Here is a 13,713-nt window from a genome sequence, read left to right as displayed (position 1 = left end):
TTCGACCGTTGAGCGAGATCATCGCTCCACTCATGGTGATTGATGCCCATATTTTCTATGCACAATGCTTTGATCGACATTGACATGTGCCGCTATCCATTCCAAGGTGTCGAGGGAAATTCCTCTACGTCGAAGGGCGCGGGATGGCCAACAGCGAGCACAGGTACGTCATCGTCGGGGCGGGACCCGCCGGTGTCCAACTAAGCTACTATCTGCAGCAGCACGACGCCGATTACCTGACGCTCGAGAGAGGCGATGCGCCGGGCGGGTTCTTCCGGCGGTTTCCACGCCACCGGCGGCTCATCTCGCTCAATAAGGTGCACACGGACAGCACCGATCCGGAGATTCGCCTGCGCTGGGACTGGAACACCCTGCTCAACGACGATCCCGAGCTGCTGTTCACGAAGTTCAGCGACGAGTACCTACCGGCGGCCGATGACCTGGTGCGCTACCTCGCCGAGTTTCAGCGCGCGCACGGACTCAACATCCGCTACGACACGAACGTGCAGCAAATCACGCGGACTGGTGACGGTTTCGTGCTGCGCACCGACCGGGGTGAGGTACGCGCCGCATGCCTTGTGGTCGCGACCGGATGGGGGCATCCGTTCGTGCCGGCCATTAAGGGCATCGCACACGCCGTCGGGTACGAGGACATGGAGATCGACCCGAAGGTGTACGACGACCAGCGGGTGCTGATCATCGGCAAGGGCAACTCCGCGTTCGAGACCGCGTCGGCGATCCTTGGCCGGGCATCGATGGTTCACCTGGCAAGCCGGCAGCCGCTGCGCTTGGCGTGGAACACCAAGCACCCTGGGGACGTGCGCGGCCAGTACGGCGCGGTCCTCGACAGCTACCAGTTCAAGACTCTGCATTCGGTATTGGACTGCACGATCGATGAGATCCGGTCCGTCGACGGGCGGTTCGAGGTGCGGATCACGTACACGCATGCCGAGGGCGAGACCGCAGTGCTCTACTACAATACGGTGTTGCGCTGCACCGGCTTCCGGATGGACACCAGCATCTTCGACGACACGTCACGGCCGGAGATGATCAGGGACGGACGAATGCCCGGGCTGCGCCCCGACTGGCAGTCCAACAACGTTGACGACCTGTACTTCGCCGGTACCGTCGCCCAGGCCCGTGACGTCAAGCACGCCTCGTCGCCGTTCATCGACGGCTTCCGGTACAACTTGCGGACGTTCACCCGCATCCTGCGAGAGCGTTACGAGGGAACGCCACTGCCCTTCACTGTGGCACAGGCGGAGGCGGTGTCGCTGACCAAGTTGATGCTCGACCGGGTCAACTGGAGCTCGGCGCTGTGGACCCAGTTCGAGTACCTTTGCGACGTCTTCGTCCGCGACGACGACACCGGCGACTTCCATCATTTCGAGGACCTGCCGGAGGACTACGCCGTGCAGCGGTTCGCGGCTGCCACGCACTGGTACACACTCGCGTTGCGGTGGGGACGCGACGACTACGGCGACGTCTTCGCGATCGAGCGTCATCCCACGCCGGACCGGGCCCGCGAGAGTGCCTTCATCCATCCGGTGATCCGCCGGTACCGTGGCGAGCACATGGTTGTAGAGCACCATCTGCTGGAGGACTTGCTGGCCGAGTGGCGTCGACCGGAGCGGCATGTCGCACCGCTGACCGAGTTCCTGGAGAGGGACCTCACCAACGGATCATGACCTCGTCGAGGGGTTTGCGGGCAAGGTCGGGTACCCGGGCGTCCTGCGCGGGATACCCGACAGGCATCACCACGTATGGGCGTTCTTCCGGTGGGCGCTCGCAGACCTCGTTGAGGAAGCGCATCGGGCTGGGCGTGTGTGTCAGCGTGACCAGCCCGGCGTGGTGCAGCGCGGTGATCAGCAGTCCGACCGCGATGCCGACAGACTCCTTGACGTAATAGGGTTTCGGGCTGTGCGGCCCGTGGTGCACCTCGAACACGACGATGACGGCGGGTGCGGTCTCCAGGAACGGCTTACGCCAGTCGGTGCCGAGCCCAGAGATCGCATCCAGCCATTCCTGCGAGGCACGGCGCTCGTAGAACGCGTGCTCCTCGGCTTCCGCCGCCTCACGCAGCCGACGTTTGCGCTCCGGGTCGCTCAGCACGACGAACCGCCACGGCTGGACGTTGGCGCCGCTGGGAGCGGTCGAGGCGGCCCGGATCGCGGCCTCGAGCAGTCCGGCGGGAATGGGTTCCGCGGAGAAGTCACGCACGGAGCGCCGCTGCGCCATCCGCTCCGCGAACGCCTCCGCCTCGCGCACCATGTCCGCCGGAGCTCTGCGGTCGTGCCGAACCGGAACCGTGGATCGCAGGTCTGCCTGGCTCACCTGTTGGCCTTCCCTTGATCGGTGGGGCCGGTCGCCGCGCGGCGGCCGGCCCCTCCAAGCGTTGCGGAGACCTGGCGGTTCGTCGTTATGCAGACGTGCTGACTTCGCGGGTGAGCACATCCGGCGCTGTACTGGCGGCGAGCTCGTCGACGACGTCGGTGAGATGGCCGCGCTTCGCCGCTGCGGCGCGCTGGCGGGTCGCTCCGTCTCCGTGCGTGCCGAGCCGCGCCAGCCACTCCTCGACCAGTTCGCCGTCGCCAGCTTCCTCGAGCGCTGGCCAGGCCAGCGCGGCGAGCCGGTCGGCGAGAGCCCCGGCCGGAAGCAGCCGTCCCGTGGTGACGTCGACGCCATGGCCGCTCATCCCGTCACGGGCGGCCCGCCAGTACGCGACCCGCATGAGCTCAGGCAGCGGCTGCGGCCCCTCGTCGCCCCGGTCGACGGCTTGCCCGGCAACGGCGGCGAGTGCCCTGACCAGCGCGGCGAGTGCCATGGACTCCTCGGCGGTGACGGGCACGTCGGCGACGCGTACCTCCAGCGTGGGATGATTCGCCGACAGGCGCAGGTCCCAGAAGATCGTGCCTCGGTCGACCAGTGCGCCTGCATCGCGCAGCAGGTCCACGTGCTCGTCGTACTGTCGCGCCGAGGTCAAGAACGGCGGCGGGCCGGCAACCGGCCAGCGTCCCCAGGTCACCGCGCGCCAGCTCGCGTATCCGGTGTCGCGTTCAGACCAGTAGGGTGAGTTGGCTGTGAGGGCGAGCAGCACCGGTAGGTGCGGGCGCAGGTGATTGCTGATGAGCACGGCACGGTCCCGGTCGGGCTCCTCCACGTGGACGTGAACGGCACAGATCGCGAGTTCGTCGTGCAGTCCTCGGAACGTCGCGTTGCCAAGATCCTGGCGCGGTCCTTCGGTGATCGGCGGCGGCACGGCACGGCCGAGCACCGGCGAACCGCTCGCAATGACGCGTAGCCCGGCCGACCGGGCAGCGGACTGCACGACGGCACGGCCCTCGGCAAGCTGCGCGCCGAGCACACGTAGGTCACGGCCCGGGTCGGTGCGGGTCTCGATCTGCAGCTTGGTGATCTCGCCGCCGACCCGGGCGCCGAGCGCCGGACGCGCGAGGTCGACGACGGCCGCAGCCTCCGGTACGACCTCGCCTGCGGTGTCCACGACAAGGAATTCCTCCTCGACGCCCACCATTGCAATGCTCGTCATGCCCACGCACGCTACGGGATTTTCGTGATGCGATGCCCTTCTGCGCACAGCGTGTCGACAAGGCCGGCCAGCAGCGCCGCGCGCTCCGGCATGCGATCGATGCAGATGTACTCATCGGCTGCGTGTGCTCCACCGCCGACCGCGCCTAGGCCGTCGAGGGTCGGCACACCGAGTGCGGCGGTGAAATTGCCGTCGGACGCGCCGGCGGCGTATGCACCGGCGAAGTCCGGGATGCCGAGTCCGCGGGCGGTCGTGCGGGCCAGTTCCAGCAGTGGCCGCGCGAGTGCCTCCGGCATCGGGTACCGGTTGATTCCGCCGCCGACGGCGAGCCTCGCGTCGGGGAGAAATGGCACCAGTCCGCGGATGGCATGGTCGACGCGTTCGAGCTCGCCCTTCGTCCAGGCCCGCACGTCCACGGCCAGACGGGCGCTGTCGGGCACCGTGTTGGTGGTCGTACCGGCGGACAGCAGGGTCGGCGTGACGGTGGTGCCGGCATTGTTCGTCGTCCCGAGCGCGTCCAGCGCAAGGATCTGATGGGCGACCTCGACTGTGGCGTTGATGCCGCGCTGCGGTTCGACGCCGGCGTGCGCAGCGCGGCCGTGGACGGTGAGGCTGTACACGGAGCCGCCCTTCCTGGCCACCTTTACGTGCCCTTCTGGGGTCGCCGACTCGCAGACGAGCACCGCTGCTGAGCGCTTCGCCTCGCGTTCGATCAACGCGCGGGACGTGACGGATCCGGTCTCTTCGTCGCAGGTGAGCAGGACGCCGACTCTGGAAGTGTCCTCGATCAGCCGCAGTGCGGCGAGCATCTGTACGATGCCGGCCTTCATGTCGCACACGCCGGGTCCTGTCGCGCGGTCTCCTACGACAGTGAACGGCCTCGACCGGATCGTGCCGACCGGGAACACCGTGTCGAAATGGCCGAGCAGCAGCACCTGCTGGTCGGCGGTCGGCCACAGCAGGTGCGGCAGGCCGTCGATCACGACCCGCCGGGCGGGCCGGCCGAGGGCCTGTGATCCCCAGTCGGCGAGTAGGCCGGCACAGGACTCCAGGTGCGGCAGGGAGCCCGGCGCCGATTCGCATGCGACGAGGTTGCCCAGCCGGTCGAGCATGTCTGCGCGCAACCGCTGCGCGGCGTGCAGTAGGCGGTGTCCGCGGTCCATCTAGCGACGATTGCGGATGAAGCGAGGCGTGCTCACCCTTATGTGTGCTCAGGCGGCCGGGGATGCGTGTCCATATCCGTCCTCGACGATGCGGCGTGCGGACTCGGCGTAGGCGTCGCGTCCCTCGGGTGCGAAGGTGCCCAGGCCGTCGACGTACCGGTTGAACATGCAGAACGCGGCGGCGATCAGCACCGTGTCGTGGATCTCCACGTCGGTCGCGCCTTCTGCGCGGGCGGCGGCGACCAGCTCGGTGGTGACCTCCCGGCCGCTGATCTGCACGGCGCCGGCAATGCGCAGCAACGCCCGCAGTTTGGCCGAGACCGGTGCGGTGTCGAGGTCGGTGCGCACCTGGTCGACGAGCGCGTAGCCCTGCTCCAGTTGCACCGCGGCGAACGCCGAATGCGATGCGCAGCAGAAGTCGCAGTCGTTGCGCCCGGACACGTAGGCGGCGATCAGCTCCCGTTCACCGGCCGGCAGCGAGTTCGGGGCGCGCAGCAGCACCTCGGCGAGTTCGTTGAGCGGCTTCGCTGCCTCGGGGCGGAATTGCATCGGTCCGGTGATGCCGGGGAACTGCTTCTCGTCGACCTTGAGATCGATGTGCGCCATGATCATCCCTTTCGGTGTGAGCTGACACCGCCGGCGTGCCGATGCCGCAGCCACGATCTCATTCCGGCGACCGGACCAGTAGTTCATTCGTGCGGTGTGCTGGAGACGTCGGCGTGCATGGGGTGGCGCACTGGTCGGATGCCTACGATGTCGACCGCGGCAGATTTCAGCGGCGGGGTGGTGCCGGCCGTGGGCGCTGCGTCGTGTGTGGCTCGGCGTCGCGCTGACAGGTGTCACACCGAGGTGCCGCTCTCTCGGGTGAGGGCTACGAGCGGGTGCGGACGCGTGGTCCTGGGGAGCCGAGGCAGACTCACGCGACCGTGTCGAGGCTGGCGAACATGTGTTCCTGGGCGAGGCCGCGGAGGGCTACCAGTGCCACCTCGAACAGCACGGCGCAGGCCACTGCGCTGGCGGCTGGGAAGTCGGGTACGAACTGCCGCTCGTGCTCGACGACGTGTTCGGCGGCACGGGCGTGCGGTGCGAGGATCTCCACTCCGCATTTCCAGCCTAACCGCTGCAGTGCCTCCAGGACCTGAGCGAGCATACCGACGCCGGGTGCGTCGGCAGCGATTGCCCAGCCCAGTTCGCGGAGGAATCCGCGCACCCGTTCGACCTCCGCGATGGATACCTCTTGCCAGGCGGTTCCGGTCTGGTCCAGCATCAGGGCCCGGTTGACCGCAACACACTGGCCCTGCAGGGTCAAACTCTTCGCGTCGACGGCCGCCAGCACCTCGCGGACCGAGGACAGCGACATACGGCCGACCGTCGTGAGGATCCGGATGAGCCGGAGCCGCCCCAGGTGCGAATCGTCGTACGTGGCCTGGTTGCGGGCAGTTAACACACCTGCCGGGAGCAGACCTTCGCGTAGATAGAACTTGATCGTTGCTACCGGAACATCGCTCTGCCGGCTGAGATCAGAGATTCGCATGCGGCCCCCGCCAGAGACATCGACGCTTGTCGCTGGCATATTACCGTCATTTACGGCATCGATCAACGGCGTTCATTCCATGCAACATTCCGGGTGGGCAACGCACCACCGGATCACCGGAAATATCGCGCTGACCAGCAGGTATCACCGTCGTACGAACTGGCGTTCGTATGCCAGAATCGCACGTCATCACTGTCCGTCGCCCTGCCCTGAGATATTTTCATGACAATGCCCCAGCAATTCTCGTAGCGTTTTGGGCCTTTTCCGTACGAAAATTGTTTTTGCCCCAACTGGGTATACCAGCTGGGGCAGAAGGCCGGACTCGGCGGGCACGGCACCCGCGACGTTCCAGGTCCGTGGTGGGCGTCGGTTGGCGACGTGCCGCGCGGGGGGCCTGCCCGTCGTCGACATCACGTGGGTCAGTCGACGGCCCCACAGCAGACGTCGATCCAGTATCAGCGCCCGCAGCAAACCCACGATCTCCTGGCCGCTCGGTCAGCCAATGCCCGACCGCCTCCCGGCTGGACGAACGGCACATGCACGCCGGGTGGGCCGGCCTTGGACCCACCCGGCGAGGTTCCGTACCGGTGCCTACTTGGCGGCGTCGCGAGGCGTGTTCTGATAGGCGGCGAGACGCCATCCGCTTTCCGTCTGGCGACAGAGCCAGGAGGCGCGGATCGTGTTTTCCGCCCGCACCGTGGTGTCGTCGCCCATGATCACGCCGCCTTCCGTGAACAGCAGGCACAAGCCGGCGCCGAGAGAACGCAGACCGATGGGGTCGCCGGTGACCCGGGAATTCTTGTACGGACCGGCGAACGACTCCCCCATGAAGGTGCGAATCGCCTCGCGGCCGGACATGAAAACGCCCGAAAGGATCATGGTGCCGTCCTCGTCGAACACGTCCGCGAATGCGTCGGCGTCCTGGGCCGCCCAGGCGGCGACGATCCGTGCCGGCAGCGCGGCAACCGCGGCCTGGTCATCGGCCGACGGCCCGGACTTCTGGGGGGTGCTGGTGCTCATCTGTGGCTCCTTCACTCGATCGGCCTCGACCAGGGTTGTTCCGGCCGTCACACGTACTGGCTGTTCGGCGACTGGCCGCAGAGGACCCGTCCGTAGAGCTCCGCGTTCGTATTCGGGTGCATGAGGGCGTGCAGGCCGAGTGCCTGCATGTCGCGGCGGATTCGCTGGATCGGCACCGCGAGCTGATTCGACGTGCCTCCGCTCGCATCAGCCAGGACGGCGACGGCGTCGGTCGCGCGGCGTACGACCGAACCCATGTCGGCCCGGGCTCGAACACGGTCGACCAACGACCAGCCGTCGTCCGCGGCCGCCTTGGCGTCTACCGTCGAGGCGAGACGATGCGCATGGAAGGCGGCCTCGTCGATCGTCGTGGCGGCGTCGGCGACCTGTAGATGCGTCAGCGGGGCTTCCAGCTGGTGGGCATAGTCCGTGTAGGTAATCTTGCGGTCACCAGCGCGTTCCATGAAGACCTCGTAGGCAGAGCGGGCAAGCCCCACCGCGGTCCCGACGGACGAGGCGGATGCCACCGGCAGCAATGGTGCCCTGTAGATGGATCCCTCTGCTCCCCGCGGCTGGTCGTGTCCGCCCGGGACGAGCCCGAGCGGGTGCATGCGCACCTGCGGCTGGAAGACGTCTGCAGGGGGCGTGCTGATGCCCTTGCCCTGCATCACCACCTCCAGTGGCAGCACGCGGGCCTCGGGCACGAACAGGTCCTGGGCGATCGTGCTCACGCTGCCGGTACCCCGGAGGCCGGCGGTCTGCCAGTCGTCGACAATGTGCAGTTCGGACATCGGCACGAGCGCCACGACTGGACGGGGCGGACCGGTCGGGTCGATGACGACGGCGATGCATTCCTGCCACTGGCTGTGCCAGGCGCCGGTGATGAAGCTCCACTTGCCATTGATGACGATGCCGCCGGGTGCGCGGGCCGCCATCGCGGTCGGGCTCAGTGTTCCGCAGATGCGCACGTCAGCGGTGCCGAAGACCTCATCGCGGGTCCCGTCCGGGAACAGTGACGCCATCCACGTGGGGATCCAGTACACCGAGGCCACCCAAGCGGCCGAGGCATCGCCGCGGGCGAGCTCAGCGGCGACCTCGAGGAGGGTGCTGGTGTCGCACTCGTACCCGCCGTAGCGCACGGGCGTACGCATGCGGAATATGCCTGCGGCCGCCATTGCCTCGATGACCTCGTCGTGGATACGGCGGTTCTCCTCCGACCAGGTCGAGTACTTCTGCAGCAGGGGCACGAGGTCGCTTGCACGTCGGCGGAGTTCGGTGGGGGTGGGCGGTTCAGCGTTCACAGGGTGGCTCCTTTGCAGGTCCAGGTGGCATCACAGGGGGGTTGCGCAAGCGCTACCGTTCCGCCGGTATGGCGCTTCAGGCTGCCTGCGGCATCAGCCCGGCGTGCAGCCGACTGTGCGTGGTGGTCGACGTCGTACGCACATCCGGCAGGGCGAGCAGCAGCGGCGGATCGAACACCCGCGCAGGGCCGAGCCTCACATGCACGATTGCCTCCGAGTTCGCATGCACCAGAATCGGACCGGCACTTGCCACGAAGGGAACCGACGCTAGGCAGTCGCCGATGCCGCGCAGTTCGCCGGGTCGGCGCGGTATGCCCTGACAGAGCAGGTACCACACACCGCTGGGCACTTTGTCGATGATGAACTCTCCGGAGCCGCTCATGATCGTGCAGCGCACCGGCTTGCCTTCCGGAATTCGGCTGGCGAACAGGCCGACGAAGGCGACCTCAATCTCCGCCGACGAACGCATCGACAGCGTCCCTGAGACGACGCCGTCGGCGTTGCAGGAGCTCTGGTCCTCTGCGTCGAGGTGAACCAGGTGGCTCACGCCACGAGCGCGGCGGTACTCCGTCGGCGCGAGTCCCACGCTGCGCGTGAAGCGTGTGCTGAACGTTCCCACGCTGTTGTAACCGACGTTGACGCTGATGTCGGCCACGTTCATCGAGGTCGAGAGCAAGAGGTCCTTCGCCCGTTGGAGGCGCATGGCCGACAGGAACCTGCCGGGCGATACGCCGGTCACCCGCTGGAAGACCCGCGTGAAGTGAAATTTGCTGAACATGGCGGCCCGTGCCATGTCGTCGACCGTCAGGTCCTCACCGATGTTGTCCCGCATCATGTCGAGTGAACGCTGCACCGCCAGCTCAAAATGATTTTCCACAGCCCCCCCAGAAGACATTGTCATACTCAACGACTTCCGACCAAATAGCGCAGGTGAATGCGCAAAGACAACCCGTGGTCAGTGGGTTCGATGCCACAAGACCATTCGCCGCTCCTTGCCTGTCGCCATCGGATGCGTCCGCCGGCGTCCGGCACCACCCACTCGCTCGGCGACCTCGTCGATTGGTCAGGTGATCCGTAAGCAGGCCAATGACACGTCGAGGCGCCCGGAATCGGCACCGCGCTGCATCGTTGTCGAAGGGGCGGACTCATGTCCCAGAAGAACCACAGTCGTCTATTGGTTCTTGTTGAGGCACAGGGATGATCCTGCCAATGTGATCACTGGCGGGCATCTCAGAAATTGCGATCAGTCAGCACGATTGAACAAGTACCCACCGACGAGTTGGGTGGCGGGCGGGATTACCCCGACCAGCAAGACGCGACATAGGCATACTGCAAAAAACGACAACCGGCACCCAGCGCGGCGAAACATACGATACCTCTCCGTGCCCGAAGGGTGCAGGAACACATTACGGAGAGAAATCCCGGACCGCTACCTAGCGTATCGACGGTGGCGCATCCGCATTCTGCATTCGAGCGGGGCGCGATCCCCTCTCACCTGCGTCAACGCCTCCGCCTTGGGCGCCGACACCTGCCCAGATGAGACGCCACCACATGGCACTCAGTAAGAGCGCCGAGCGGGGCAGGTATCACATCAACCTGAGCGTAACGGATCTGCAGCACATCGGGCCACGGCCACGATGAAAATGCACGCTCGCCTGCACGTGCATGCCTGGCCGAACACATCACCGCGCGAGTCGTGCAACCAAAGTCGGCCGATTCCGGTCGCCGCAGTGAGACAGGCACGAGCTCGCGAACCAGTTTGTCCCCGAGTCGAACACCCGGCAACACAAGGACACCAGCGCCTGAGCTCTGCCGTCGCGGAGGCGCACGTGCCGAAGCCGGCCTGGACACAGCTTCGATCACACGGCCGGACCGGCCGGGCTCGCTCTACACGGCCAGCACGATGAGGTGCGGGACCGCCTCGGGCAAGCAACCTATGGCTGTACCAACATTCGCGCCCGGCGGACCTGACGATGGCGGCCATCGGGCCACATCCCCGCACATCTCCTCGGCGAGAACCACAGGACAGGCCCGCAACCACGTCCGTGCGACCGAAGACGTCTCCGGCCCGACGTCAGGGCGACCGATTGCCGCCCGAGGATTGCGTCCGTACGGACGCGGTGCAACAGCCCATCTGGATTGGCCTGCTGGTCCACGACTCCACGACCTGGGCACCAGTGCCGCAAGGTTCGTTGATCAAGGAATCCGATACGACTCCGCTGGTGAACGCGACCACGCATTCCACCAACGTCATCCCCGCATGCCATAGACCCTGGTCTCTACCCTAAGGCATGCAAGCGCGTCACTCAAGTGTTGCTCGATGTAACAATCGTGTCCTACCTTTGTTCGCGACAGTCTACATGACCGCAGAAAACAATGGGGAGTGGCACTCACCACTCACGCTTGCTACGCCGCCCAACGCATGCACATCGGAGCACGGGGGTGCAGATTGCCTGCAGAAGAGGCAGCGACACGAGCGATTGCTGTCATGCGCAACCATGTCAGCGAAAGTGTCACCATAGACCGCCTTGCCGAGGCCGCACTATTCAGCAAGTATCACTTCACCCGAATATTTCGGAGCATCACCGGCATCTCCCCCGGACACTTCATGTCGGCCGTGCGGATCCAAGAAGCGAAACGCCTGCTTCTGAGCACCAGATACACGGTCGCCGACATCGGCACGTCGGTTGGCTATGCCAGTCCAAGCACTTTCAGCGCGCGCTTCACTCGCAGCGTGGGTGTCGGACCGGCAGCCTTCCGCGGGCGACATCGCCCGCCGACGCCGATTTTCATCAACTGGCTGCCGCCCCGATGCGGCACGATGGTGCATGGTGTGGTTCGCACGGACAGCTCCTTGGAAACCGGCCCGATATTCGTCGGGCTTTTCCCGCAACCGATAGCGGAGGGGATACCCGCGAGCTGGACTGTGCTGCCTCAGCCAGGGCCGTATCGACTCGTCAACCCGCCGAAGGGACGATGGCATCTCGTTGCATACCCCGTGGGACCCGCCTCGGCATGCATCACACCAGGATCTGACCGCGGGATCGGCGCACGCAGCGGGCCCTTGCCCATACAGGTCGGCATCTATCGGCCGCCCGTCAATGTCACGCTGCGTACCTGGCGGGACGTCGATCCACCAACACTGCTGTTCCTGCCCGGCGTGACGTGTTGAAAGCGGCCAGCGGCTGCGGACAGAGGCGACATTCTGACGAACGTTGTTGAGGCTGAGCTACGGTCGCACGCACTCGGTCTGTCCCGACGCGGGCCCGTGATACCACTCCTTGCCGCCATGACAGCGACAGGGACGGATTTGGGGCCGGCGAGCGCCCAACGTCATTGCCGGCCTGGCATCCACGGCACAATGCGGAACCGGGCACAGAGCCGGATCCGCCGGGTGTCAGGAGCCGGAGTCCCACCGTATGCCATCGACGCTGAGCGCCAGAAGCCGGCGGTCTCGAGACGGGTCAGGTGCGCTGGCAGCCGTTGTCGGACGCATGGCATCGAGGTCGGCAAACCACGCAGGCGCAGCACGACGATCCCGAAAGCACGTGGCGTCGCAAAGCACCGGGTCATGCGACGAGAACCCACCAAGTACTTCAGCGAACCGCTCGAGATTCGAAGCCGGCCTTCCGGCAACAGCTCCGGTGACGTCGAGCGCGTTGTCGTCTTGCCGGGGCTTGGCCAGCGCATCGAGCGAAACCGCAAGCCTGCGGTATTCCGCACGATACCGAGCCTCGAACTCCTCGAACAGCAGCGGCTCGTCGACGCCGCCCAGCATCGCTGTGTTGATCGATCGTGCCGCCTGCAGCGCACCGAACGTCGCAAGGTGGGTGCTGCGGCCCAGCGACGGTTCCACGACGCATGCGGCCTCGCCGATCCGAACCAGGCCCGGCCGCCAGAACGTCGGACGCGCGTGGGTACGCGCGGTACGTCGGATTGCCTCGCCGTACCGACCTTCAGTGACGGGCCGGCCGCCAGAAAGGTACTGGGCCGCGGCCGGACACCGATCGAGCAGGTCCTGCACCGTCCGCCTGATGCCGTCAGCGTCCGCGGTGACATCGGACATACGGGAGATGTTGGGGATGTCGCGGACCACGACGCGGACACCGGTCAGATCCGGTCCGAACGGAACACACCAGAACTCCCCACCGTCGAACGCAGCGACAAAGCTGTCGTCCGGGCAGGACGCGCTGGTGCGCCGCGCACCGGTGAAGTAGCTGAAAAAGGTGGTGAATGCGTCGTTCCCTGTCGGCTCATCGCCGTCGAGGTTGCCTCCGAAACCCGTCGCGTCGACCACGTACCGGCTGGTGGTGCGCCGCCGCACACCGTCGGAGGCGACCCAGTAGGCGCCAGCGACCCTGCCGTCCTGTTCGAACAGGTCAACCACAGTGCACTGGTCACGGAACTCGGCGCCCTGCCGGCGGGCGGCATCGGTCAAGATCTTCTTGAGCTGCGCACGTTCGACGTGGTGCGCCGTCGTGGCGTCGCTGGAACGATGCGGCGCAGCGGCGAACGGCACAGACCACGGATCGCCCCAGGCGCACCCCCACAGGGTTGCCCCGTGGCTCTCGGTGTGTTCCTGGCATCGCAGGAGCGCCTCTGCACCGGTCAAGCGGAACACGCCGTGGACCGTGGCTGGAGGCAGCAGTTCGAGCATCCCCGCATGGCGCGGCAACGCCTGATCCAGAATCAGCACGCGGTGACCTGCCAGTGCCACCAGCGTGGCAAGTGTCGAACCGGAGGGTCCCGCGCCGACTACGAGCACGTCGACGTCGAGCTCATTGCGCGGGATCATGCGCTGTCCCGTGCAACACGTCGCGCCTTGGGATCGGCGGACCCGGGCCCCGATGCCTCGTGCGGCGGCTCCTGGAAGTTGACGCCGTAGTCGGACGTATCCAGCTCCTGCACGATTAGATGGCCCACGTCGAGCGCCCGCTGGCGACGCAGACCGACGCCGCGGCGCACCAACATCGCGGCCACCCCCACGACCGACACCAGCACGAGCATCCTGCTGAGACGGCGGCGCCTGCTCGGACTCGCATGCCCGTCGACATCAGGAAATCCCACATCCGACATGTTGCCTCCTGTGACTGGTCCGCAGACGGCGATCACCTTGACCGACGCATGAATCCTCGCAGCGGCGCACCG

12 protein-coding genes are annotated in these 13,713 nt (G+C 66.3%); 2 read left to right on the top strand and 10 right to left on the bottom strand.

Features of this window, described 5'->3' with window-relative positions; genetic code table 11:
- The first annotated feature begins 143 nt into the window (after window positions 1–143).
- A complete protein-coding gene (locus AB0K00_RS19305) occupies window positions 144–1,688 on the top strand; it encodes an NAD(P)-binding domain-containing protein (protein ID WP_363522495.1) in 1,545 nt (514 codons plus the stop codon).
- Here AB0K00_RS19305 and AB0K00_RS19300 read toward each other — a convergent pair.
- The 8 genes from AB0K00_RS19300 to AB0K00_RS19265 all read right to left on the bottom strand — a co-directional run bounded on the left by AB0K00_RS19300 (window position 1,672) and on the right by AB0K00_RS19265 (window position 9,442).
- Window positions 1,672–2,271 carry a nitroreductase family protein gene (locus AB0K00_RS19300; protein WP_363522493.1) on the bottom strand — a complete coding sequence of 200 codons (600 nt, stop codon included), beginning with the start codon at window positions 2,269–2,271 and terminating at the stop codon, window positions 1,672–1,674. The two genes, AB0K00_RS19305 and AB0K00_RS19300, sit on opposite strands and share 17 nt — an antisense overlap.
- Before the next feature lie 148 nt (window positions 2,272–2,419).
- Complete coding sequence (locus tag AB0K00_RS19295) at window positions 2,420–3,547, bottom strand: glutamate--cysteine ligase (protein ID WP_363522787.1); 1,128 nt, start codon at window positions 3,545–3,547, stop codon at window positions 2,420–2,422.
- A gap of 11 nt (window positions 3,548–3,558) precedes the next feature.
- On the bottom strand, window positions 3,559–4,710 hold the full coding sequence (locus AB0K00_RS19290; protein ID WP_363522491.1) for a M20/M25/M40 family metallo-hydrolase: 1,152 nt from the start codon (window positions 4,708–4,710) through the stop codon (window positions 3,559–3,561).
- Window positions 4,711–4,758: 48 nt separating this feature from the next.
- Window positions 4,759–5,316: a carboxymuconolactone decarboxylase family protein gene (locus AB0K00_RS19285; protein ID WP_363522490.1), complete on the bottom strand. Its 558-nt coding sequence runs from the start codon at window positions 5,314–5,316 to the stop codon at window positions 4,759–4,761.
- Between the two features lie 310 nt (window positions 5,317–5,626).
- Entirely contained in the window at window positions 5,627–6,244 is a 618-nt protein-coding gene (locus AB0K00_RS19280; protein WP_363522488.1) for a MerR family transcriptional regulator, read from the bottom strand.
- 591 nt (window positions 6,245–6,835) lie between these two features.
- Window positions 6,836–7,264, bottom strand: a complete 429-nt coding sequence (locus AB0K00_RS19275) for an SgcJ/EcaC family oxidoreductase (protein WP_363522486.1) — start codon at window positions 7,262–7,264, stop codon at window positions 6,836–6,838.
- Window positions 7,265–7,311: 47 nt separating this feature from the next.
- Entirely contained in the window at window positions 7,312–8,565 is a 1,254-nt protein-coding gene (locus AB0K00_RS19270) for an acyl-CoA dehydrogenase family protein (protein ID WP_363522484.1), read from the bottom strand.
- Between the two features lie 76 nt (window positions 8,566–8,641).
- Window positions 8,642–9,442: an AraC family transcriptional regulator gene (locus AB0K00_RS19265; protein ID WP_363522483.1), complete on the bottom strand. Its 801-nt coding sequence runs from the start codon at window positions 9,440–9,442 to the stop codon at window positions 8,642–8,644.
- Window positions 9,443–11,053: 1,611 nt separating this feature from the next.
- Between AB0K00_RS19265 and AB0K00_RS19260 the strand changes: the two genes are divergently transcribed.
- Window positions 11,054–11,737 (top strand): helix-turn-helix transcriptional regulator, encoded by a 684-nt coding sequence (locus tag AB0K00_RS19260; protein ID WP_363522482.1) that lies wholly within the window; start codon window positions 11,054–11,056, stop codon window positions 11,735–11,737.
- A gap of 225 nt (window positions 11,738–11,962) precedes the next feature.
- Here the strand turns inward: AB0K00_RS19260 and AB0K00_RS19255 are convergent, their stop codons facing one another.
- Together AB0K00_RS19255 and AB0K00_RS19250 are read right to left on the bottom strand one after the other, a co-directional pair.
- Window positions 11,963–13,360, bottom strand: coding sequence for a tryptophan 7-halogenase (locus AB0K00_RS19255; protein WP_363522480.1), 1,398 nt, complete (start codon window positions 13,358–13,360; stop codon window positions 11,963–11,965).
- The gene (locus tag AB0K00_RS19250; protein WP_363522478.1) at window positions 13,357–13,572 is read right to left on the bottom strand and encodes a hypothetical protein; all 216 of its coding nucleotides are present in this window, start codon (window positions 13,570–13,572) and stop codon (window positions 13,357–13,359) included. Before AB0K00_RS19250 ends, AB0K00_RS19255 begins: the two co-directional genes overlap by 4 nt.
- Between the last annotated feature and the right edge of the window lie 141 nt (window positions 13,573–13,713).

Source organism: Dactylosporangium sp. NPDC049525 (genome assembly GCF_040676755.1).
Lineage (GTDB): Bacteria > Actinomycetota > Actinomycetes > Mycobacteriales > Micromonosporaceae > Dactylosporangium.
This window is presented reverse-complemented; position numbering and strand designations above follow the sequence as displayed.